Origin of the sequence: Methanobrevibacter thaueri (assembly GCF_015062915.1) — an archaeon.
GTDB classification, from domain to species: Archaea; Methanobacteriota; Methanobacteria; order Methanobacteriales; family Methanobacteriaceae; genus Methanocatella; species Methanocatella thaueri_B.
Genome location: NZ_SUTJ01000002.1, coordinates 146,981 through 170,272, shown reverse-complemented (window position 1 = coordinate 170,272; position 23,292 = coordinate 146,981). Strand labels below are relative to the sequence as shown.

General features: G+C 37.2%; 14 protein-coding genes. 12 read left to right on the top strand and 2 right to left on the bottom strand.

Annotated features, from left to right (window positions below):
* Positions 1-164 precede the first annotated feature (164 nt).
* Positions 165-833, top strand: a complete 669-nt coding sequence (locus E7Z78_RS02070) for a YitT family protein (RefSeq protein ID WP_303723514.1) — start codon at positions 165-167, stop codon at positions 831-833.
* Positions 834-849: 16 nt separating this feature from the next.
* Positions 850-1,497, top strand: a complete 648-nt coding sequence (locus E7Z78_RS02065; RefSeq protein ID WP_303723513.1) for a YitT family protein — start codon at positions 850-852, stop codon at positions 1,495-1,497.
* Positions 1,498-1,515: 18 nt separating this feature from the next.
* Here the strand turns inward: E7Z78_RS02065 and E7Z78_RS02060 are convergent, their stop codons facing one another.
* Positions 1,516-2,367, bottom strand: coding sequence for a hypothetical protein (locus tag E7Z78_RS02060; RefSeq protein ID WP_303723512.1), 852 nt, complete (start codon positions 2,365-2,367; stop codon positions 1,516-1,518).
* Positions 2,368-2,588: 221 nt separating this feature from the next.
* Here E7Z78_RS02060 and E7Z78_RS02055 point away from each other — a divergent pair, with 221 nt between their 5' ends.
* A complete protein-coding gene (locus tag E7Z78_RS02055) occupies positions 2,589-3,308 on the top strand; it encodes a 6-hydroxymethylpterin diphosphokinase MptE-like protein (RefSeq protein ID WP_303723511.1) in 720 nt (239 codons plus the stop codon).
* A 32-nt stretch (positions 3,309-3,340) separates the two neighbouring features.
* Positions 3,341-4,450, top strand: a complete 1,110-nt coding sequence (locus E7Z78_RS02050; protein WP_303723510.1) for an ORC1-type DNA replication protein — start codon at positions 3,341-3,343, stop codon at positions 4,448-4,450.
* A gap of 115 nt (positions 4,451-4,565) precedes the next feature.
* Here E7Z78_RS02050 and E7Z78_RS02045 read toward each other — a convergent pair whose 3' ends face one another.
* Positions 4,566-4,742 (bottom strand): hypothetical protein, encoded by a 177-nt coding sequence (locus E7Z78_RS02045; RefSeq protein ID WP_303723509.1) that lies wholly within the window; start codon positions 4,740-4,742, stop codon positions 4,566-4,568.
* Positions 4,743-4,831: 89 nt separating this feature from the next.
* Between E7Z78_RS02045 and E7Z78_RS02040 the strand changes: the two genes are divergently transcribed.
* The 8 genes from E7Z78_RS02040 (at position 4,832) to E7Z78_RS02005 (ending at position 23,006) form a co-directional block, all read left to right on the top strand.
* Positions 4,832-5,245 carry an archease gene (locus E7Z78_RS02040; protein ID WP_303723508.1) on the top strand — a complete coding sequence of 138 codons (414 nt, stop codon included), beginning with the start codon at positions 4,832-4,834 and terminating at the stop codon, positions 5,243-5,245.
* Positions 5,246-5,279: 34 nt separating this feature from the next.
* Complete coding sequence (locus E7Z78_RS02035) at positions 5,280-5,600, top strand: hypothetical protein (protein WP_303723507.1); 321 nt, start codon at positions 5,280-5,282, stop codon at positions 5,598-5,600.
* A gap of 79 nt (positions 5,601-5,679) precedes the next feature.
* A complete protein-coding gene (locus tag E7Z78_RS02030; protein ID WP_303723506.1) occupies positions 5,680-7,128 on the top strand; it encodes an RtcB family protein in 1,449 nt (482 codons plus the stop codon).
* A 5-nt stretch (positions 7,129-7,133) separates the two neighbouring features.
* Positions 7,134-7,892, top strand: a complete 759-nt coding sequence (gene mtnP / locus E7Z78_RS02025) for an S-methyl-5'-thioadenosine phosphorylase (protein WP_303723505.1) — start codon at positions 7,134-7,136, stop codon at positions 7,890-7,892.
* On the top strand, positions 7,889-8,458 hold the full coding sequence (locus E7Z78_RS02020; protein WP_303723504.1) for a flavodoxin family protein: 570 nt from the start codon (positions 7,889-7,891) through the stop codon (positions 8,456-8,458). Before mtnP ends, E7Z78_RS02020 begins: the two co-directional genes overlap by 4 nt.
* Before the next feature lie 2 nt (positions 8,459-8,460).
* Positions 8,461-8,790 carry a NifB/NifX family molybdenum-iron cluster-binding protein gene (locus E7Z78_RS02015; RefSeq protein ID WP_303723503.1) on the top strand — a complete coding sequence of 110 codons (330 nt, stop codon included), beginning with the start codon at positions 8,461-8,463 and terminating at the stop codon, positions 8,788-8,790.
* 422 nt (positions 8,791-9,212) lie between these two features.
* Complete coding sequence (locus E7Z78_RS02010) at positions 9,213-9,794, top strand: 30S ribosomal protein S3ae (RefSeq protein ID WP_303723502.1); 582 nt, start codon at positions 9,213-9,215, stop codon at positions 9,792-9,794.
* A gap of 282 nt (positions 9,795-10,076) precedes the next feature.
* Positions 10,077-23,006, top strand: coding sequence for an Ig-like domain repeat protein (locus E7Z78_RS02005; protein WP_303723501.1), 12,930 nt, complete (start codon positions 10,077-10,079; stop codon positions 23,004-23,006).
* The last annotated feature ends 286 nt before the right edge of the window (positions 23,007-23,292 follow it).

The following is a 23,292-nucleotide window of genomic DNA, read 5'->3' as shown; positions in this document are numbered from 1 at the left end:
ATTCAGCTATGTTTATATTTTAATTTTTATACTTATTAAATATTTTTAATGTATACATTTATTCAATATGCTGCAAATTTCATAGTACATTTTAGTACACTGTTTATTTTTGTATACTAATTTTTACCAACTGTTTAAATATGATATGAATCTAATATTGTAGTATGCAATTCAGCGGAGAAGAACTAACGGTAAAAAGGGTATTCAACTACATTTTCGGACTATACTTGATAACATTGGGGGTGGCATTTTCAATAAAATCAGGTTGGGGCTCCGCTCCGGTCAGTTCCATTCCATATGCGATGAATCTTATCTGGCTTGTTGAAATAGGCGTTGCAACATTTCTGTTTCATGCACTTCTCGTAGCCATCGAACTCATTCTGCTTAAAAAGGACTTCAAGAAAAAGCACTTTCTCCAGGTATTCGTCGGTGTGCTTTTCGGTGCATTCACAAGTTTCTCAGTGGCGCTTCTAGGATTCATACCAATGTCCGACAGTATTGCAGTTTCCATTCTGATGACCCTGCTTGCAGTGTTTTTCATTGCTTTGGGACTATTCTTCTACGTTCCGACAAACATCATACCGCTCTCCGTTGAAGGGGTTACACAGGCGGTTGCAATCGTTACCGACAAGCCATTCCCTACAATAAAGGTATACTTTGACGTATGTGTCGTTGCAACAGCACTGATACTCAGTTACGGGTTTTTAGGCCAATTTGGAAGCGTTGGCATTGGCACAATAATAGGTGCGCTATTTATAGGAACAACCGTGAAATACATTCACAAGATCCATGGCCATTTCACAGGAAATCATGTGGATTTAAAAAAGATGTAAAATATATATTATAAGTATGTTTAAGAGAATCTGTTCATTTGTTGTGGGACTTTTTATAATGTCACTTGGTGTGGCATTCTCAATCGTATCAACACTTGGAACAACTCCCATAAGCTCCATTTCTTATTCTTTGGCATTGATAACCAATATTAACATTGGAATAACCACATTCATATTCAATGCGGCACTTATACTTGTTCAATTTTTGATTTTAAGGTCACGTTTTCATAAAAAAAGACTGCTTCAGCTAATAAACTGCGTCTTGTTCGGATATTTCACCGATTTGGCACTGTATCTGGTGTCATTCATTCCGTTTGACGGGTCAATCCCGATGATGATAGTGTTTTTGGCCGTAAGCATATTCTTCACTGCCCTTGGAATATTCATCTACATGCCTGCAAACATTGCACCGCTTCCGGGGGAAGGATGTGTCGAATCAGTTGCAATCGTCACAGGCTGGAGATTTTCAACAATAAAAATAGCATTTGATGCAATTATGGTGATAATATCCCTTATAATGTGCGGATTATGGTATACAAACATTTTTGGAGCTGTATATATTGGAACAATAGTCTCAGCATTCATGGTCGGTTTCACACTAAGGCAAATCGCAAACCTGTACAATTACATTACAGGTGAGCGAATCAATGTAGTTAATAAGTGATTGAATGGTTTGAACCACTCAAAGCAGCAGAATCAATGAGTTGATCAATTCCTTTGCCTGTGGAGTGTTCAAGTCATCCATACTGTTCAATTCCTGAAGCTTGTTTTTCAGGTTGTCTCTTTCTAGTTTTAATTTAAGGTTTTCCTCTTCAATTTCCATAAACTCGTCTTTAAATACGGCTCTTATGTCGTTTTTAATCTGGTTCATGCCAATCATCTCCATCAATTTGTTTTGTTTTGTTTCGTCCTCTACATTTCTTTTAATCATCGCACCTAATATGCTTCCAACATCTATTCTCAATCGTTTATCTTCAATTTTTGCATCTTTAAACCTTCTTGCAAGGTTTTCTGTCATGAACGGTGCATCCTTTTTGGAGATATACTTCGGAACAAATGCAATGTCAAGAATTTCTCGCTCACTCAATTTCTCTTTTTGTTCTATCTTGTTAATAAGATTTTCATATTTTGCCCACAGTTCATCCTGGGGGAAATATATGTAGTCTGGTCTTAAGATGTCTGTTTTTGTTATCTCATACTCCTTTGGAAAGTTCTTTGGGTCCTTATGGCAGATTATCGCCGTATAAACCGGTTTTGAATAGACGAAATTGCCGAATGTCCTGTATCTTGAAATCTTTTTCAATGTTTTGTCACTGACTTTTCCGCTTTCCTCCTCAAGATTTATAAGAATTCCCTCTTTAATGGAATAGAATTCGTCAACCCTGCCTGATTCCATATTCGGAAAGACCACCTCGTTTGGGTATCTGCTTTCATACTCTCCAGGCAATCCCAAATACTCATGCTGCCTTCTGCAAAGCGCCATCGACGAGTACTTGAGTGTCCTGTCATTCACATGGGGTATTTTTGATGCCATTTTCAATCCTCTATTTTTTTAGGATTTCCGGAAATCAAATATAAACTTCTCATGAGCAATAAATAATTTAAAAATAAATTAATATAAATCTATGTACCTTAAAAACTTATAATTGATTTTAAATTGTAATATTACAAGTTTTAAGCAATTTTTACTTCGTCATGTAAACAATAAATTATTTAATTAACCAGTTCTTAAATTAAATATAGTGAGGTTTAAACATGGAATTTGGACTCTGGGAAAAATATTACAAAGAAATTCTTGACGATTTTGGTTTTTCACGCGAAAACGATGAGGAATCAGCAAAACTTTTGGATGAAATCCTCTCCACAGAAGGATGCCTGACACTGGACGAATTAAGTGAGATAGTGGGCTTTTCAGATAAATACATAGTATTCGGAGCTGGACCATCCCTAAAGGAACACGTTCAACTTTTGAAAAATGATTATGACCTGAAGGATTATGTATTGGTTGCCGCTGACGGTGCAACAACCGCACTTATTGAGGAAAAAATAGCGCCTGATATAGTTGCAACAGACCTTGACGGCAGACTTGACGACATACTTCTTGCAAACATAAGAGGAGCCAACATTATTATACATGCTCATGGCGACAACATCGATAAAATTGCACGTCTAACTCCATTCTTTAACAATGTTCTCGGTACCACCCAGGCACAGCCTGCAGGAAACCTCTACAATTTCGGAGGATTCACCGACGGTGACCGTGCGCTCTTTTTGGCGGTGGCACTTGGAGCCAGTGAAATCACCCTTGCAGGAATGGATTTCGGAGATGTCGTAACCAGATACTCAAGGCCAAACATTGAAACCGCCACAGCAAAGGCTGATGACTTTAAAAAGAAAAAACTCATGTATGCCGAGAAATTCACCCAATGGATAATCGACAATGAAAACGTAAAGGTCGTCAATTTAAAAGAATAATTAATATAATAGTTAATATATAATATGATAATATGGGAATAGAAGATATTTTAATGCACGATGAGAGTCTTTTTCAAAACATAAACGCTTTCGACCCTGATTATGTACCTCCGAACTATAATTTCAGGGATACACAAATGGAAGCAATGGCAATGAGCATAAGGCCTGCAATGCGCAGAGGCCAACCGTCCAATGCAGTCGTTCTAGGTTCACCTGCAACAGGAAAGACCACTGCAATGAGGAAAGTCTTTGAGCTTGTTGAGAAAAACACCGAAAAGGTGGTGTGCGTCTACATTAACTGTCAGATACACACAACAAAATTCGGAATATTCTCACAAATCCACAAAAAGATTTTTGGACACGCTCCGCCGGAAACAGGCGTTCCATTCTCAAGAATCTATGATCAGATAATGAAAAAACTTCAAAAGGACTCAAAAACATTAATCGTTGCACTGGATGATATCAACTACCTATTCCAATCAAACAATGCAAATAAAGTGGTGTATGATCTTTTAAGGGCATATGAGGAATATCCTGGAGTCAAGACATCAATATTTGCAATACTCTCTGATCTTGAATTCAAATACGCTTTCGACAAGAACGTAAGCACTGTTTTTATACCTCAGGAAATAATATTCCCATTATACACTTACCCGGAAATCGAGGCCATCCTGCGAGACCGTGTGAATGCAGGATTCTTCCCCGGAGTGCTTTCAGATGATATTCTCGAGCAGATTTCAATGTACACTCTTGAAAATGGTGACTTGAGAGTCGGCATCAATCTCTTGAGAAGCTGCGGAAACATAGCCGAAGCCGATGCAAGCCGTGAAATCACACAGGAACACTTTGAAAAGGCAATCGAATCCCTGGTTTCAATCAACATAATCGAAACATTGAACAACCTCTCCGACAATGAAAGAACATTGCTAAAACTAGTTGCGGATTATGAGGGCGTATACACTACCGGTGAGTTGTTTGACCTCTTTAAGGAGGAAACTGGTAATGGTAAATCTTCTTTTAACCGTACCCTTGATAAGTTAGAATTCGTAAGATTGGTTGATACTAAATTTACAGGAAAAGGGGTTAAGGGGAATTCTCGTGAAATTATATTGCGTTTTAACCCCGATGATTACGAATTGTAGTCCTGTAAATTGGGAAATTAGTTTCTGTTAAACATTAGAGTATTTGCATGATAGGCCCATAGTCTAATGTTTACAACCGCTTTTTAAGGGTTTGGCATTGTAAAAAAGGACCAATTTAAATAATTGGTGCTTGTGCGGCCGCAACAGAAATAACAGATAATAGGAATGCTGTAACTACTACGAGCACTACCATGCAAGATTGAATGTCTATATTGTTATATGCTAATTCGTCTTTTATTGAGCTTCTTTTTCTTAAGTCCACTTGGACTGTGGTGTCATTATTGCCTAACATTTTAATCACTATATTTAAAATTGTTGAAAACCTAATATAAACAAAGAGCAAGAGAGCATTTGGTCACTAATATTTTTGGAGAAAAAATCATGAAAAAGTATGAGTATTTTGAAGCAACCGCCGACATTGGACTAAGGGCATTTGGAGAAAGTTTAAATCAGGCATTTGAAAATGCAGGACTGGCAATATTTAATATCATATCAGACACATCCAACATTGAAGCGGAACGTGAAATATCATTCAAGATACGCTCAGAGGACGAAATATCACTGCTTTACGATTATCTTGAGGAGCTGTTGTTTTACCATGAGATAGAATTCATGCTATTCAGCGAATTCCACGTTGAAATAGATGACAATCTCCAGTTGAGGGCAACAATAAAAGGCGAAGCCATAGACTGGGATAAGCATGAGCGGAAAACCGAGATAAAGGCAATAACATATCACAAGATGGATGTTAAAAAAACCGACCATTATGAGGTCCAGGCCATAGTTGACTTGTAACTATTAAATAATATAATAATATATAATAATAAACATGAAACGAACTAAGATAATTTCAAGAAACTTTGAAATGATAATGGGTCTTATAGGATCCGTCATTGGAATATTTTCAGGGTCATTCCTGATATTTCTGGAAAGTTTCGGCCAAGTCCACACTTCTTTTTTAGGTCTTGTAGCTATTGCTGCGTCACTTTTGGGATTGGCTTCAGTATATTACGTTAGAAAAAATAATGAGATTGCAGGAATAGGATTCATAATCGCCACAATGTTTGTGATTGTCGGTTCCGCACATATCAATGTCCTAAGCGGAATATTCTTACTCGTTGCAGGAATATCCTCATTGTTTAGAAAATAGTTAAACTAATTGATATTTTACCAAAACCTTATTAAAACACCACGAATAAATATTAAAACATAATATTTTAGTGATTATTATGAGCATTAAAGATGAAATTATAAAGGTTAGAGATAATGTTTATGAGATTCCAGGGTCCTACAACAAGAAAATGAGGGCTTCCGGAAGATTTTACATTGCAGATGAATACATTGACGAGCTTGAAGAAGGAGCCATTGAACAGATTGTTAATGTGGCATGCCTTCCGGGTGTTCAAAGATTCTCCATAGGATTGCCGGACATCCATTTCGGATACGGATTCCCAATCGGTGGAGTTGCAGCATTCGGATTGAGAAACGGTATTGTATCCCCTGGAGGAGTGGGCTTTGACATTAACTGCGGTGTCAGGCTGATCAAGTCCAACCTCACAATCGATGATATTGAAGACAAGCTTGACGAGATTACAGAAAAATTATTCAAGAACATCCCATCAGGAGTCGGAAGCAAAGGAAAAATAAGACTTGAAAAGGATGAAATCAACGATGTGCTCGATTACGGTGCAGAATGGGCAGTCAACAACGGTTACGGATGGCCGGAAGACTTGGAAGTCCTAGAAGAGAACGGAAGGATGGATGACGCTGACTCAAGCATCGTATCCGATAAGGCTAAAAAAAGAGGAATTCCACAATTGGGTTCCCTAGGTTCAGGAAATCACTTCCTTGAAGTTCAGGTTGTTGATGAAATATATAATGAGGAAGTTGCAAAGGTATATGGCCTTGAAAAGGGAATGATTGTAGTGATGATTCACACAGGTTCCAGAGGCTGCGGACATCAGATATGCTCAGATTACTTAAGAATAATGGATAAGGCTTATAAGAATTACAAAATCGACATTGCAGACAGACAATTAGCATGCGCTCCACTCAACTCAAAAGAAGCGCAAAACTACATCCAGGCAATGGCGGCAGCAGCAAACTACGCATGGGCAAACCGTCAAATGATCACCCACTGGGTAAGGGAAACCTTCGAGGACGTGCTTGGAAAATCCGCAAAGGACATGGAAATGGATATTGTCTATGATGTCGCTCATAACATCGCTAAAATGGAAACCCATAAGGTTTACAACCGTGAAGAGGACGTATTGGTTCACCGTAAAGGTGCAACAAGAGCATTCGGACCTGGAAGGGAAGAAGTTCCTGAAAAATACAGGGAAGTCGGACAGCCAGTACTGATTCCTGGTACAATGGGAACAGCTTCATATGTATTGCACGGTACCGAAACCGCAATGGAAGAGACTTTCGGTTCAACCGCACACGGTGCAGGAAGAATCCTCTCACGTTCAAAGGCCAAAAAGGACTATGACGCTGATGAAATCACACAGGACCTTGAATCAAAAGGAATCAAAATCAAGGCTACAAGCAAACACGTGATTGAAGAGGAAGCCCCAGGAGCATACAAGGACGTTGATTCAGTGGTTAGAGTATCCGACAGCACAGGCATCGCAAAACTTGTCGCTAAGGTTAAACCTTTATCAGTCTGCAAAGGATAGATAACATGATTGGCATAATCGGCGGAAGCGGAGTGTATGAAATCACAGAAAAGGCAGACAAATGCGAGAAAAAGCTTGTCAAAACCGATTACGGTGAAGTGGAAGTGTCCATTCTTGAAATATTTTCCAAGAAAGTGGCATTCATCCCACGTCACGCTTCAGGCCATTCAATTCCGCCCCACAAAATCAATTTCAGGGCAAACATCGACGCCCTGAAGAATGTAGGAGTTACAAAAATCATCGCAACAAACTCAGTGGGATCCATGAACCTTGAAATGCCACCGGGCTCATTTGTCATACCTGACGATTTTCTGGACTTTTCACAGGACAGGAAGAAAACATTCTATGAAGATAAGGTGGTTCATATAGATGTCACCGAGGCATATTGCCCACAATTGAGGGATGTTCTTGCAAAATCCGGTGATGTGATCCTTGGAGGAACATATGTCTGCACAGAAGGGCCAAGATTCGAGACCCCCGCAGAGATAAAAATGTTCAAGATGCTAGGAGGAGACCTTGTGGGAATGACAGGTGTTCCGGAAGTCACATTGGCTCGTGAAAGGGAAATCTGCTACAATTCAATTTGCATCGTGTCCAATTACGCTTCAGGAATATCCGAGGATGAATTGACAATCGATGAGGTCTTTGAAATGGTTTCCCAAAAGGAAGCTGAACTTCTTGATTTGATTTATAACTTCATTAAAAACGTTGATGAGACCGAGGACTGCTCATGCAACCATGCATTGGACGGTGCTGAAGTATGAGCAAGGTCATATTGCTTAATGCAAGTCCAAGGAAGAACTCAAACACTAAAATGGTCCTTGAGGAATGTGCAAAGGAAATAGAAAAGGAAGGCGTTGAAGCTGAAATCATCACTTTAAGGGGCAAAAAGATCCAGTCATGCATAGCATGTGACAAATGCATGGAAAAAGGAAACTGCGTACTTCCAGATGGTCTTGATGAGATAATTGACAAGCTTCGTGAAGCAGACGGATTCATACCTGCCGCGCCGGTGTACTTTGGAACCGCAAGAGGAGACATCATGGCCGCACTTCAAAGGATTGGCCGTGTCTCAAGGCATGGGGACAAGTTCCTTGACTGGATGGTCGGAGGACCTATTGCAGTTGCCCGCAGAGGCGGAGTGACACTTACCCTTCAGGAAATGTCAATGTTTTTCACAATCAACAACATGATAATCGCCGGAAGCAACTACTGGAACATGGTAATTGCCGGAGCTGAAGGAACCGCTCTTGAAGATGAGGAAGGAATCGAGACAATAAGACTTTTCGGTCGCAATGTTGCTCAATTAATCAAAAAGGTGAGGGATTAGAAATGCGTTTGGCTGTTGTATCAAGTGACGGTAAAAATGTCGACCTTCATTTAGGTCGTGGAAGCTCAGTATATGTATATGACTGGGAAGACGAGCTGACTTTTGTGGAAGAGAGAAATGTTGAAATTTCAGAGGATGCAAAACATCAAGGAGGAAAGGTCATCAAGATGTGTGACGACTGTGATGTACTGTTCTGCGTTCAATACGGTTTCAAGTCCAAGATTAAGGCAGACAATGCAGGATTGAAGCTTGTCATGGATGAGGGTCCTATTGATGAGGTTCTTCAAAAGTATATTGATCATGTTAAATTCATGGAAAACGTGAAGATTTAGTATATTGTAACTCAAAATTTCATCTATTGTAACGTTTTTGGGATATTGATTGTAAGAGCTTAATTCATCTTTTTAGGCTTTTACATCTCTTTTTCATTTTCTCCTGTAAACTTTTTTCCAAATTTTTTATTTTTCAAAATTTGCATTTTTTTCTAATTTTTCCACTATTTCAATAATCTTTATATATCATGAATAAAATAACTAATTATAACCTTTATGGGCGGGTTTTATAAAATTAAATTTTAATTACGGATATTTCTCAAAAATAAGTGAGAATAACTCATAATAGTCAAATTAACGATTGTAAAAGTATAATTAGTTCAAATCGTTTTTACAGTTCAGACAGTATGTTAATGACTATTTTATAAAATTTTAATGGCGTAAACGCTAACATTACAGATTAAATTTATAAGGTTGATATAATGGCAAAAGCAAAAGCAAGACGTAGAGTACGTGATACATGGAAAGAAAAATCCTGGTATACTATTAAAACACCAGTGAACTTTGAAGATAAAGAAATTGGAGAAACTCCAGCAAAAGACCCAGAACTCCTTATTGGAAGAGGAGTAGAAGTAACCATGAGAGAATTGACCGGTGACTTCTCAAAACAATACATCAAACTCAGGTTTGAAATTGACAATGTAGCAGGAAATGTTGCAAACACCAAATTTACAGGTCACAAGACCACTACCGATTATGTAAGAAGCATGATCAGAAGAGGAACTTCCAGAATCGACGCTTCCGCAATAGTTAAAACCAAAGATGACCGCAAATTAAAACTCCAAGTTTTAGCAGTAACAATCAGAAGGGCAAAATCTTCCCAACAAAGATACATGAGAAAAACCATTGAAGACTTGCTCATTGAAGCAGCTGCTGAAAGATCATTCGATGAGTTAGTTAAAGTTTGCGTAAACGGTAAATTAGCATCCGAGATTTACCACAACGCTAAAAAGATTTACCCTCTCAAAAGAGTGGAAATCATCAAAAGTAAAGTAATCAAATAGATTGCTTTATTCAATTCTTTTTTTTTAATTTTCGGATTATTTTCTCTATTATTATAATTTTTTTGTCCATTCATTGAATATACTAATTAATCCATTTTTAATTTTATAGTATATTTATATTATATGTTCAGTATTTATTATCTTATAATGTAAAAATTCTAAATTTTTGTTAAAAATCCATTTATTAAAGTTTATATATTAATAAATAATAATATACATATCACGATAGACTCTCCCTGACATGATAAAAAATCATGTTAAGAATATGGGAGGGGGTGTATTATGTTAAGAAAAGAGATATTAATTATATGTTTAATAATATGTTGTCTTTTCTCACTGCAGGCCGTTGCGGCAGCAAGTGATGGAAATTCAACAGATCAAGTTGTTTTAACAACAGAAAGTAATGTCTCTGCATATTCACTTCCTAACACAGATAATCAGCTGCAGGATGGAAGTGATGCAGGAACATTTTCAGACTTGCAGAATGATTTGAGCCTTGGAGGGGACATAGTATTAACTAAAAATTATACTTATGATGGTGATAAAGATACTGGCTTAGTCAACGGTATTTCTGTTCCAAATACAGTTAACAGTATAACTGGTATCGGAAACATAGTTATCGATGGTAGCCAGCAAGCTAGAATATTTAATATACACAGCGGTCACAGTATAACACTGACTGGAATTACATTTATTAATGCCAATGCTGATGGAAACGGAGGGTCTATTAATTCTGATGGTACATTAATAATTTCTGATTGTAATTTCACAAACAACACTGCTAGTGGCCATGGTGGTGCAATATACCTGGGATCCGGTGAAGGAGATACAGTTACCAACTGTAACTTTGAAGGCAATGTCGCTGGAGGAAATGGTGGTGCTATAGATTGGTATGCTGGTTCATCTAATGGAAAGATTACCGGTTCCACTTTCACAGATAATACTGCTAAACGTTCAGGTGGTGCAGTACATTGGAGTGGTCACTATGGTACTATAAGAGATTCTAATTTCACTAACAATGTTGCTACTGGTGAAGTTACTAGTGAAATCGGTGGTATCGTTGGTGGTGGAGATGGTGCTGCTGTACTATGGGTAGGTAGTAATGGTACTGTAACCAATTGTATATTCACTGGTAATGTTGCTCAAAATCGTGGTGGAGCTATATTCCTACATGGTAACTCTACAGAAAACTGTACTAATACTACTTTCAGTCATTCCATATTCATTAACAATACTGCTGGTTTGAATGGTGGTGCTATTGATTGGCAAGAAGGTGCTCAGGATGGTAAGGTAGCTTATTGTTATTTCATCAATAATACTGCAAGTAGTACTGGTGGTGCTATATACTGGAGTGGTTATAATGGTACAATAATAAATTCCAACTTTACCCATAATAAGGCATTAGGTACTGTTAATGGAACAGGACCTGATGGTTCTATTATCCTTGGTGGTAATGGTGGTGCTATTGTTTGGAAAGGTGCTAATGGTGATATTATAAACAGCACCTTTAGATTGAATAATGCTTCACGTAATGGTGGTGCTATCTTCATGCAAGGTGGTTCTAATGAAGATTGTACTAATATTACTGTTGATGGTGGTTTATTCATTGATAATTATGCAGGTAGAAATGGTGGTGCATTAGATTGGTATGAAGGTGCACATGATGCAGACCTCTATAATTCTGTATTTATCAACAATACTGCTGAGAGGTCTGGTGGTGCTGTATATTGGTTCGGTCATGATGGTACTATTAGCAATTCCACCTTTGAGAATAACACTGCTAAAGGTAATGTTTTAGATTATGACTCTTATGGTAACTTGACTTATGGTGGTCATGGTGGTGCTATTATGTGGACTGGTGCTAATGGTAAGGTTTTAAACAGTACCTTTAGATTGAATAATGCTTCACGTAATGGTGGTGCTATCTACATGCAAGGTAGTACTGATGGTGATTGTAGTAATATTCTTGTTGATGGCAGTGAATTTGTTGATAATTATGCTGGTATTAATGGTGGTGCTCTAGATTGGTATGAAGGCGCTCACGACTCAACTTTATCTAATTCTGTATTTATTAATAACACTGCAGCAACTGGTAATGGTGGATCCATATTCTGGAATGGTAATAATGGTCAAGTTATAAATTCCTCATTCTCCAATAACTACGCTAGATTTGATGGTGGTTCAGTATATATTGAAGGAAATGACTGTCTATTGATCAATTCAACATTTGATAGCAACACTGCAGGAGACGACGGTGGAGCAATATTCTGGACCGGTCAACGCGGTAAGATGTATAACATAACTGCAAACAACAATAGAGGTATCAGTAAGAGTGATGCTCTGGATGAGTCCCACTCAAAAGGAGGTACCATAATTATCACCGGTTCAAACATGGCTATTGACCAACTTGTCGTAACAGACAGTTTCGCTAATGAAGAAGCAGGAGGATTATTCCTCACAGGTAACAATGTCAATTTAACAAATATCTACTTCTCCAACTGTTCAGCAAGTATTGACGGCAGTGCACAGAATAATACAAAAGGTGGAGCAATGGAAATTATTGGAAACAACACCTGCATCATAAATGCTGTTGTTGAAGATTCTTTAGCTGTAGATGGTGGAGGAATCTACTGGTCAGGTAATGACGGTTATGTTTACAATCTTACAGCTGTCAATAACGAAGCTGTTGAAGATGGTGCTGCATTATACATCTCAGGAGATAATTGTAACATACTTGCATCCAACTTCACTGATAATGTCGCAGGCGATGACGGTGGAGCAATATACTGGGAAGGACACAACGGTGCTCTCGATGGAAGTTCCTTTGTACGCAATATCGGTACCAGTACTGGAGATCCTTCAGACCCAAGTACCTCTAAAGGTGGTACACTTTCCATTACAGGTAACAATGTAGATATATCAAACTCCAACTTCACTGACAGTTTAACTAAAAATAGGGGTAATGAGAATACTGGTGGTGCAATATTCATTACAGGAAATGATGTGGATATTGATGGATGTAACTTTAATAACTGTGCTGCTGAAGGAGCAGATGGTGGTACAATATATATTATTGGTAATCATACTGATATTTCAAACTCTACTTTCTCCAACTCTACTGCAAGAGCTGGTGGAGCAATATATGTTGAGGGTATCGGTACATTTATTGGAGGTTCTGATTTCACTGAAACTTCCGCAAAATCCGGATTCCAATATACTTCTAATAATTTAGGTGGAGCAATTTACATCAAAGGTAAAGACACAATAGTTTCCCATTCCAACTTTGAAAATTCCAGCGCATATAATGGTGGAATTGTCTATATCGAAGGGGATAATGGTGTTGTTATGTATTCTTCACTGAATAATGGTTATGCAGCTAGGGATGGTGGTGCAATCTATTCTACAGGTTCACATGGTACTGTATATAATTCTAACTTTACAGGTAACTTAGCAGAGTTGAGTGGAGGAGCTATATATTGGTATGGTGGAGCTAACTCTAGATATAATACTGTTGATGGTTGTATATTTACAAATAACACTGCACATGGTAATACTACTGGAACTATTACAAGAGGTGGAGGTGCTGTTTATTGGTCTGAAGGCGGATACTACGGTACTATTAAAAATTCCGAATTCTATTATAATTCCGTTCAATCTACTATTGATAAGAAAGTGGATGGGGGGGCTGTTTTATGGGATAAAAGTTATCATGCATTGGTTGATAATTGTATTTTTGTAGGCAATTTCGTTACCACTAATGGTGATACATCAGGTACATCAGCTTCAGATGTTTGGGCTCAAGGAGGAGCTATGTATTTAAGACCAAATGCTAATTATACTATAAGGAATTGTCTATTTGAGAATTGTTCTTCCTCTAAGGAAGCTGGTGCATTGTATATACAAGGACTTGCCTCCAGTAGTGCCCGTATGATTACACTTGAAAATTCAGTATTCATAAATAACGTTGCTCAAGCTAATGGTAAATATAACATTAATGGTGGAGGTGCGATTCAGATTAAAGAATGTCCTCATTCCGTATTTAATAATCTTACATTTATAAACAATACAGCTAATAAAGCTGGAGCTTTATGTGTCTATAATAGTGTATCTGATTTAGTAGTAACTGGTGCTAATTTCACAGGAAATAAAGCAAATAGGGGATCTGCAATTTCTGCATCAGTATTTTTCACATTAAATGATGCTGTACTTCTTGATAATAGGGCAGATACCACCAAATTCGACTTAGATTTTAATAGAAATTCAGGTAGCGTCGACATAGTATTGGAAGGAGCAGATACTCACTTAAATTCAATGTATATTAAACATGGAAATAAAGGATTTACTATATCTTGTAATAATGTTACATATTGGACTGATAATAACATAACAACTGGTCAGACAGCTGTTCAAACCGGCAATATATCTTCTATAAAAGACGGTTTCGCTCGTGAAGCAGGTATACCTGTACTCGTTGAAATATTTGATGGGGACAATAATAAATTATATGAAGGTGTTTATGCAACAGATGAAAATGGTAAAATCCACTTGGAAGTTGCAGATGTCCTAACTGAAACATATCAATTAGATGATATTTATGTGAATGCAAGACTTCTAAATGAAGATTACTATACCAGGGCAGCAGATACCTCAAGAGATAAAGATGTTTTCATTGACGCTTCTGCATTGGACACCATATTCCATAGAAACACAACAGTCACTGCAAACATCACTGGTAAGAGCGGAAACATTCTACAAAGTGCAAAAGGTATCATTTCTGTTTATATTGACGATGTATTTAAAGGAAACATGACTATTGAAAATGGTAAAGGATCTTTGGAAAACATTCTTACCAATTTCACTGCAGATAAATTCTTTGAAGTTGGCAATCACACCGTATTCTTAAAATACTGGGGTGATGCAAACTACAATGAAGTTAACACAACAGTTTCATTCAATATAACTAAAGCACAATCCAATTTAACAGTCAGTATGGATGATTTGGGATATAATCTTTACATGAATTTCACAATTACTGATGATTGGGATGGCAAACAATATTGGGATGCTAATGGAATAGCAACCGTTGAGTTTTATAGTGTTGATGATCCAACAATGGTTGTCAGATTTGTAAATGTTAGAATTGTTGATGGTTTTACTTCTGCAATTATTCGTGATTTGCTTCCTAGAAATTACACTATAAAAACAATATATCATGATGACCATAACTATTACGATTCAGAAAATGTAACTAATTACACTTTGAATCAAAAAGAATTTGCTGCGGTTTTCATTGAGGTAAATGCATATGACATTATGGTGAATGATACAGTCTATATCAATGTCACAATTGTTCCTCCTGAAGGATATGATGTACCTGGTAATGTAACCCTGTATCTTGATAATATAGGTTATAATTTAACATTAACTATGGGAGCTACCAATGCAACAGCTACATTCAATGCAACTAATCTGACTGCAGGAATTAAGAAGGTAATAGTATTCTATGAAGGTAGTAAACTTTTAGGACCTGCTAAAGGTGAAGCTGATTTCAGGGTACTTAAATATGACACTCCAATTTCAGCAAATGTTACAAACATTACCGTCATTCAAAATGAAATAATCAATATTACCCTTTTAAATGACACTACTGGTGTCGTTTCAGTTATTGTTGATGGAAAAGAATATTTCGGCAGAATTAAGAATGGTACTGTATCAATTGAACTTCCAAAATTACCTGTCGGGGAATATAATGTGACCCTATTCTATGAGGGAGATAATAAATATAATAATGTTACTAATTACACAGTATTCTATGTGACCCAAGGGGCACCTGAAATCATTATTGATGTTGACAATGTAACTTATGGAAATGAAACTTTAATTGTCGTAACACTTCCTGAAGACGCTACAGGAAATGTAACTGTCAAAATTAATGATACCTATTATGTATTTGACACACAAAACCTCACAGAAGGCAAAGCGATTTTACCGGGTGTCATATTGCCTGCTGGAAACTACACAGTTGAAGTTATATATAATGGTGATGAAAACTACACAGTAAATACAAACAGCGCCAATTTCACAGTATATAAAGCAAAACCAATGCTCAATATCACTGTTGAAGACATATACTATGGCGAAGAAGCAAATATTACTGTGACAGTTCCTGAGGGAGTAACAGGAAATATAACAATTAAGATTAATGGAACTGATAAGAATATTACCTTGCCGATTGTTGATGGTAAGGTCAATTGGACTGTCGGAGGTTTGGCTGTTGGAAATTATGTAGTCATTGCTACCTATAGTGGAAATGCAAACTACACTGACGCTGTAGTAACCGATGACTTTAACGTATTGCAAATCGGCACAGTCTTAGATGTTGATGTGCATAACATCCCAGTATGGGATACAGAATATGTAAATGTTACAATCAAAGACGCTGCCGGCAACATTATCACTAATGCAACCGGTAACGTAACTATAAACATTGATGGTGTTGACTACACTGCAGAAATCAAAGACGGTGTTGCAAGATTCAACATTACCAGCTTGACTGTTGGACACAAAATCGCTTGGGTATTCTATGATGGAGATAGAAACATTACCGGCAACAGATCAAAGGCCGAATTTGATGTTACCCAAAGAGTTCCTGAAGTAAATGTAACTGCCTTGAACATTACTGTTGACCAGGACGGAAAAATCACAATCAACATTCCTGCCAATGCAACTGGTTTCGTAATCTTAAGCGGAAACTTCACTAAAAGTCCAATATATGTAGATAAGTTCACAAATGGTGTAGCCGAAATCACTGTAATTGATTTGGCTGTTGGAAACTACAGTGTACACATCAAATACTATGGGGGTACACTTGACAATTACACAGTTGCTGAAAATGACACAACTTTCAGAGTGGATTCAATAAATACTACAATATCTATTGATGTCGAATCTATTGATTATGGAAATAAAGCAAATATTACTGTAACTGTTAATAATAATGCTACTGGTTATATAACTATTAGAATTAATGAAACTAGAAATATTACTTTACCTATTGTTGACGGTAAAGTCAATTGGATTGTAGAAGACCTCGCTGCTGGTAACTACACAGTTTACGCTAATTACAGCGGTGATGGCAAATATAATGTAAATGAAACTAATAAAACATTTGAAGTAAGACAAATCTCACCTAATGTTGAAATTATTCATGTTGAGTCCACATCCGGTGAAAACGCAACCATTATTGTCAGAGCGGATCCTAGAGTAACCGAGAATGTGACTATTGAAGTTGGAGGCAAACAATATTCAATGGCTGTTGATGAGGATGGCGTGGCCATATTCACTACTGATGTTCTTGAAAACGGCACTTACACAATTGTTGCATCCTATCCTGGTGACAGAAACTTCACAGTTAACTCTACTGAATACACATTCACTACTAACCTGACTTCTGATTATGTAATGAATATTACTGCATCCGATATTTATGTTGGAAACAACACCAACATTACTGTCAATGTTCCTGTTGATGCAACCGGTAACGTAATCATTGAATTGAACGGAACCAATTACACTGTTGCTATCAGTCAAGGCAAAGCCGTATTGAATAACATTTCAACACTTAAAGAAGGTGTTTACATTGTTACTGCTTACTTCGGTAATGATAAATATGTAAATAAAACAGCATCTACCAGATTCACTGTATCTAAAGTTGGTAGTCCGATTAAAGTTGATGTTGAAAACATCCTTTACGTTGATGATACTGCATATATCAATGTTACTGTACCGGATGATAATGCAGGTAATGTAACTATTGAAATCAACGGTAAAGTTTATGGTCCTGAAAGCGTCACTGACGGCGTTGCAAGATTCGTTGTTCCTAATGTAACCTACGGCAATAAGACTGTAGCTGTAACTTACTCAGGAACCGATAAGTATGTATCCAATTTCACTACCGCTAACTTCGCCGTATCTAAACGCACTCCTATTGTAAATGTTACCAATATCACTATAACTGTCGGTAATGATGCTGTAATCAATATTTCAGGTCCTAGTGACCGTAATGGTACTTTAATCGTTTCTGTTGATGGTGCTAATTATGCAGTCAAAATGACTGGAGGCAATGCTACTTTAACCGTTAATGGATTAAGTGTTGGCAATTACACTGTATCTGTAACTTATGTTGAGAATGATAAGTATGTTGAAGGTACTGCTAGTGGTTGGGTGAATGTCACAGCTAAAGGAACATCCGCTATCAATATCACTGTAGAGGATGTTTATTATGTCGGTGAAGAGATTGTAATTACCCTAACTCCTGTTAATTCCACTGGTAATATTAGTGTTACCATAAACGGTGAAAAGTATAATATTACTAATAATAAAGTAACAATCGAAAATGGATTGCCTATGGGCACCTATGAAATAGTTGCTGTCTTGGATGAAGACGAATATTATTATGGATCTACCGCAAATGCAACATTCCAAGTTGTTAAAAAGAATATGACAATTAGTGTCAATGCAACCACAGTTCCTGTGACTATTTATGTTGGCAGTCCGGTAACTATCACTGCTAACTTGAATGAGTCAGTTACAGGTGATGTTGTATTTACAATTAACGGCGCTAACTACACTGTACATATTGCAGATTCTAATGTTGCTACTATCGCGTACACTCCTGTTAATAATGATACAATTACTGTTGTCGCTACATTCATGGGCAATGACAAGTATAACGGTAACGTATCTAATCCTCAGAAATTCAATGTCAATCGTGTTCCTACTGATATCAGTGTGACAGTTAAAACTCCAATCACTTATGGTGATGTGGCTGTCATTACTGTTGAATTGAATGAGACTATAAATGCTACTGTCAAATTGACTGTTGACGGTAAGGAATATGATGTTGCTATTATCAATGGTAAAGGTGGATTAAATGTTTCAGGATTGAATAGCGGCGATCATAAAGTCAATGTAACCTATGTTGGTGACAATAAGTATGCAGGAAGTGAAAACTCTACAAGATTCACTGTGGATAATGCTACTTTAGTTGCTGATGTGACTGCATTCAATGTTACTGTTGAGCAAAACACTACATTCGTCATAAATGTCACTGATGACTTTAATGGAAATGTTTCAATCAAAGTAGGAGATAAAGTACTGTACAACGGAAGTGCAAAAACCTTAATCCTTGCTGATGTATTGCCTGCAGGTGATAAGACCGCTACTGTTGTATTCTATGGCGACAGCAATTATGATGAACTAACATTAAATGATGTCAAATTCACTGTTTCAAGAATGGATCCTTCTATCGATGTGGTTATTGGCGATGTGACTTATCCTGATAAGGCTGTTGCATTTATTTATGTTGGCAATGATGCTAACGGTACTGTCAATATCACTGTAGACGGTAAAGTATTCAGCGGCACCGTATCTAAAGGTGTTGCTCAAGTTGATTTAACTGATTTAGCTGCAGGAAGTAAAGTCGCTAGTGTCGAATTCTTCGCAACAGATGATTATAATGATAACGCTACTGCTAGCGCTAAATTTACAGTTTTAAAAGCAAATACAACATTGGATGTTGAATTCAAACCTATTATCTATGTAAATGAAACTCAAGTCATAAATATTACAGTTAACAATACAAACGCAACTGGTAATGTCACAATCATGATTGGTGGCAAAAACTATACTGCAACCTTAATAAACGGTCGTGCTAACTTCACAACCGATTTACTGCCTTATGGAAACCATACATTGACTGTAATCTATGAAGGAGATAAGAACTTAACAGGTAGCTTGATTTCCAAAACAATTGAAGTAATTAAATTGCAATCTGATTTAACAATCAGCGTCACTAATATCACTACCGCCTCAGATGAAACCATTAAAGTAAATGTAACTACTGGTGCTACTGGTTCCGTAGTGATTACAGTAGATGGCAAAGATTACTATGTAGATCTTGATAACGGCGTTGCAACATTAGTATTAAGTAATTTAGCTAATAAAACATACACAGTTCATGCTAAATACCTTGGTGATGATAACTACACAACCTGTGAAGGTGACGCAAGCTTTAATGTGGCTAAAGTCAATTCCACAGTAAGTGTCAAAGTTGAAAACATCACTGTCGGTGATGTTGCTGTGGTCAATATTACTGTACCTGCTGATGCTACCGGTAATGTGACTGTTGAAATAGATGGTGTTGGAACTTACACTGTTCCTGTTGCTGGCGGAACTGGCTTATGGGTCGTAAAAGACTTAGAAGTTGGTACCTACACTGTTAAAGTAACTTATAATGGTGATGATAACTACTTGCCAAGCAACAATGAGACAACATTCAAAGTATCTAAAGCCGAATCTGGTGACATTAAAGTGGTTGATCAAGGTAACCGTACTGTTGTAATTACAGTTCCTGGTAAAGATGGTAATGTAACAGTCAAAGTTGGAAATAACACTTACAATGCAACAGTTGTAGATGGTGTGGCTACCGTTGATTTAGTCAATGAAACTCCTGGACCTAAAGATATAACTGTATTCTACTCCGGTGATGAAAACAATCCAAATGCAACTGCAAACGCTACTGTAAACATTCCTAAATATGATACTCCAATGAGTATTGAAGTTGCCAATTCAACTGTTGGAAATGTCACTACAGTAATCGTCAATGTTCCTGAAGATGTTAAAGGTAATGTGACTGTTAGCATTGACGGTAAAACCTATTCAGTAAAACCTGTTGATGGTAAAGCAGTATTTGAAATTGAAGGTTTAATCGCTGGTAATAAGACAGTTGCTGCAAGTTATGTTGGTGATGACTGGTTTGTGGCTAATTCCACTGTCGCTCACTTTAAAGTCGATAAAGTTGCTTCAAGCGTAAATGTTACTGGTGATGTGATTAATGTTGGTGAAAATGCAACAATCACTATAACCTGTCCTAAAGACTACAATGGAACAGCTGTTGTTAATGTTGACGGTAAAAACTACACTGTATCAATTACCAATGGTATCGGCCAAATTGAAGTTAGTGGACTTGCAAATGGCACTTATGATGTAAAAGTGACACTTCTTGAGACTGATAAATATCTTGGAAGTGAAAATGACACTGCTAAAGTCCTAGTTAATAAGGTTGAATCATTCGTAACCGTTAATGTTGATGATATCATTGTCGGTGATGTTGCTGTAGTCAATATTACTGTACCTGCTGATGCTACTGGCAATGTGACTGTTGAAATAGTCGGTGTTGGAACTTACACTGTTCCTGTTGCTGGCGGAGCTGGCGTATTGGTCGTAAAAGACTTGAAAGTTGGTGACTATACTGTTAAAGTAACTTATAACGGTGATGGCAAATACTTGCCAAACAACAATGAGACAACATTCAAAGTATCTAAAGCTGACACTGATGACATTAAAGTGATTGATCAAGGTAACGGCACTGTTGTTATAACAGTTCCTGGCAACGCTACAGGCAATGTAACAGTCAAAGTTGGAAATGAAACTTACAACGCTACTGTCGTAAACGGCACTGCTATTGTAACCTTGAATAATGCAACTCCTGGTGAACATGAAATCGAAGTGATTTATTCCGGTGATGAAAACCATAACGGCACTTCAACTAACTCTACTGTAAACATTCCTAAATATGATACTCCAATGAGCATTGAGGTTTCCGATGGAAAAGTCGGCGATAAAGTTAAAGTGACCGTAAATGTTCCGGATGGACTTACCAATAATGTAACTGTTGAAGTCAATGGTAAAATATTCTCAGTCAAACCGGTAGATGGCAAAGCAATAGTTGAAATCGAAGGATTGCTTTCAGGCAATAAGACCGTGACTGCAACTTACGATGGTGACGATAATTATGTAGCTAACTCTACAACTGAAGTCTTCAAAATCGATAAGAATCCTGCTCCAATATCTGCCACAGTTGACAACTCCACAGCTGGCGAGGTTACAATTGAAGTGACATTGCCAAGTGACGCTACAGGATATGTAATCGTTAATGTCAACGGAACAGATTATGGTATTAACTTGACTGCTGGTGAAAAATCAGTCACAATTCCAGTCGAAAATTCAGGAGACTACACTGCCAAAGTAACTTACCTTGGAGATGAGAAATACTTAGGCAATTCAACAACCGTTGACTATCATGCCACAAGCAATAAAACCTCTTCTCAAGTTACAGCTGAAGTCAATGATGTTCCTATAGGTCAGGATGTTGTTGTCAAAGTGACAGTTCCTGAAGGTGGAGACGGCAATGTAACCGTAAGAATCAACGGAACAAATGTAACAGTTCCAGTGAAAGCCGGAGAAAACATCATTAACGTTTCTGGAGTAAGTGAAGGAACCCATGATGTGATTATCGAATATAGCGGAAATGATCATGTCGAACCGCAAACAATCAACAAGAAGGTAACCGTATTCAGGTCAATCATTGCTGAGAACATCACAAGAGGATGGAACAGTCCGTATGATTACAAGGCAGAGTTCTTAGATAACAATGGTCATGTGCTTGCAGACACTGAGGTTCAATTCATTGTGAACGGTCAAACCTACACTGCCAAAACAAACAGTCAAGGTATCGCATACTTGAATGTCACAAAATTGGACATCGGAGTTTACACCGTAACCTGTGTCAACCCAGTGACCGGTGAGAAACGCAATGCCACAACAACAATAGTTAAACGTCTGATTGAAAACAAGGACATCACAATGGACTTTGTTGATGGAACATACTATGTCGTAAGGGCTATTGGTGACGACGGCAAACCTGTAGGCAAGGATGAGTTTGTTGACATCTTTGTGAACACTGTCCACTACTCATGCAGAACTGATGAGGACGGTTATGCAAGACTTAAAATCAACTTAAACCCAAGAACCTATGACATTACAGCTGAATACAAGTCTTACAAGGTAACTAACAAGCTTGTTGTAAAACAAACTCTCAAATTGGTCAAAAAGACTGTGAAAGTTAAAAAGGGTAAGAAATTAAAACTTAAAGCAACCCTTAAATGGTCTAACGGCAAACCGATTAAAGGTAAAAAGATTGTCTTCAAATTCAAAGGCAAAAAATACTCCGCAAAGACTAATAGTAAAGGGCTTGCTAAAGTGACTATCAAGTCTAAAGTTACCAAAAAGCTCAAACCTGGTAAAAAATACAAATACAGTGCTACCTATATCACTAACATTGTTAAAGGTAAGGTGAAAGCAAAAAAATAATTTGATTTAATTAATGTTGTTTTTAAAACAACATTTAAAATTTTCTTTTTTTCATAAATCGGAGTTACAGATCCGAATCCACGTTTATCACAACATTTCATAAGATAGTTTAATAGTGTTATAGACTTTTGTTTTTAGAAATAAAGGCATATGTTTGCTTATTTTTGTAATAGCTAGGGATATTTTAATCAGGAGTAATATATTTAGTTCAATTATATCAAAACTAATTTTTGTTAAATAATTCTTACTTGATGAGGATAATACAATTTCATAACAAAGCACATGT